Here is a 2,323-nt window from a genome sequence, read left to right as displayed (position 1 = left end):
CGCGATGCTGGCGCACGAGACCCGGGCCGCGGTCGCAGCGGCGGAGGGGCGGGAGGGCGACTGCCGGCGGCACGCGGCGAGGGGTCTCGACGCGCTCGCCCGGATGCAGAGCGCTTTCGGGAGCCTCGACCTTCAGACCAGCTCCGCCATGCGAGCGGGCGGGCTGCTCACAGAAGGACTCTCCTCCGCGCTCCGCTCCGACCGGCCGGACGTGATCTTCGACTGGTCGGAGCGCGCCCGTCTGATGAGTCAGCATGTTGTGCCGCTTCGCCCCCCGCGGGACGAGGATCTGGCTGCGGACCTCGCAGAGCTGCGGACCATCCGGGCCGCGGCCGGCGATGACGGCTGGCTCGCTGATCCCCGTGCGCATACCCTCGAGCGACGGATCCGGGACCGGCAGTGGGCCTCGACAGCGGCCGGCGGGGCGACCGGCAGGATCGCGATGACCGACGCTTTCGACGCCCTGGGTGCGGGGGAGGCGCTTGTCGCCTATGTCTTCGACGGCAGTCGGCTGGTCGCGCTCACGCTGTCCGAAGGCTCCGCCGTGGTCGCCGAGCTGTCGTGGAAGGACGTCAGAGACCTGCTCACCGGCCTCCGCGCAGACCTCGACGTGGCGGCCCGGGTGACGTCCGGACCGATGTCCACCCTCGTGCGCGACAGCTTGCGCGCGCGCGTCGAACGCCTGTCCACTTCGCTCGTGGGCCCGGTGCAACCGCTGATCGCGTCCGCACGCCGCATCGTGGTGCTGGCTCCGGGAGTGCTCTCCGGCATCCCCTGGTCGATGCTGCCGATGTTCAGCGGTCGGGCACTGACCGTGCCCGGCTCGGCCTCCGCGTGGGTCGGCAGCCGCGCTCGAGGCGCGTTCCGCTTCGCGTCGGCCGGCTTCGTGATCGGTCCGCGGGTCCCCCGCGCCGCCGAGGAAGTCAGGTCCGCGCGAGGGTGGTGGCCGAACGCGCCGACACTGAGCGGCGGCGCCGCCACGGTGTCGGCGGTCGCGGAGCTGGCCTCCCAGGTCGATGTGCTTCACGCCGCCGGGCACGGCCGCCATGCGGTCGACAACCCGATGTTCTCGGGCATGGAGCTGCTGGACGGCACGCTGTTCGGGTACGACATCGACCTCATCGACGCCGTTCCCGACACCGTCGTGCTGTCGGCCTGTGAGGTCGGACGCTCGTCCGTGCGCTGGGGCGAGGAGGCCGTCGGGATGGCACGAGTGTGGCTCCATGCCGGCACGCGTGCTGTGGTCGCCGCTCCGGTCGTGGTTGCGGATGACGATGCCTGCGAGCTCCTCGGGGCGATGCACGAGGGACTGGCGGCGGGCGTCGGCCCGTCGGAGGCACTGGCTGCGGCATTCGAACGCACCGGCATCGTGGCGCCGTTCCAGGTGCACGGCGCCGGGTTCTGACGAATCCCGCTCGGCTTGTATCAGCGCCGACCTAGGATGCTCCCTCACAGCATGAACGGCTTGCGCCGTCCGGGGCGCTGGGGGCCCGGGACACCGGGACGAGGATCGCATCGGGGACGCGGCCCGGGGGGCGTCGTCTACGCAGCCGTTCCGCGAGGGGATGCCGCAGCGTGGGGACGCGCGGCATCCTCTACGCTCATTTCCGCGACGAGTTCGCGGTGCGCCCGCGCACGATGCCGACGAACGTCTCGACGGCGGGCGTGGTGCGGTCCGAGACCCACGCCAGGGCGACGGTCGAGACGGGGCCCTCGCGCAGCGGCCGGTGCTCGACGTCCTTGCGGTGATGCAGCCGCGCGAGCGACATCGGCACCACCACGATCCCGACGCCGGCGGCCACGGTGGCGATCGCTTCGGCAGTATCGGCCGGCGGATCGAAGCGTGGCTCGGCCGTGCCGGGGATCGGGCCCGCGCGCCCGGAGGCTCCGCGCGGCGCGCCAGCGCCGTGTGGAGCCGGCGTGGCGAGGATGCCGAGCACGTCGTCCTGCGGCACGATCAGCACCTCACCCTCGAGGTCGACGGCTTCGAGCTCGTCGGCGGCCGTCAGGTGCGAGTCCTTCGCGCACACGACGACGGGGACCTCGTCATAGAGCGGGATGACGTGGAGTCCGTCGCCATCGACCGGCAGCCGCACGAGCGCCGCGTCGACCTCGGCGTCGTCGAGTGCCCGCCGCTGGTCGGCGACGGCCAGCGGCACGAGCTCGAGCGCGGTGCGCGGCATCCGTTCCTTCCACACGTCGATCCACCTGCCGGGGGTCGCCCCGGGGATCGCGCCGAGTCGGAACGCGGCCGGCTCGGCGACACCGGACTCGCGAGGATCGGCGGGCGCCGGCCCGGGCGACGGACGAGGTGTGCGCTGCG

2 protein-coding genes are annotated in these 2,323 nt (G+C 73.1%); one reads left to right on the top strand and one right to left on the bottom strand.

From position 1 onward, the window contains the following. A partial coding sequence (locus EIO58_RS16430; protein ID WP_127820385.1) for a CHAT domain-containing protein occupies nt 1-1,405 on the top strand: 1,405 nt, incomplete at its 5' end. Between the two features lie 196 nt (nt 1,406-1,601). Here the strand turns inward: EIO58_RS16430 and EIO58_RS16425 are convergent. Further along, nucleotides 1,602-2,323, bottom strand: a 722-nt coding sequence (locus EIO58_RS16425) for a LysR substrate-binding domain-containing protein (protein WP_446723940.1), incomplete at its 5' end; no start/stop codon positions are given.

Source organism: Microbacterium sp. CPCC 204701, assembly GCF_004010105.1.
GTDB lineage: Bacteria > Actinomycetota > Actinomycetes > Actinomycetales > Microbacteriaceae > Microbacterium.
This window is presented reverse-complemented; position numbering and strand designations above follow the sequence as displayed.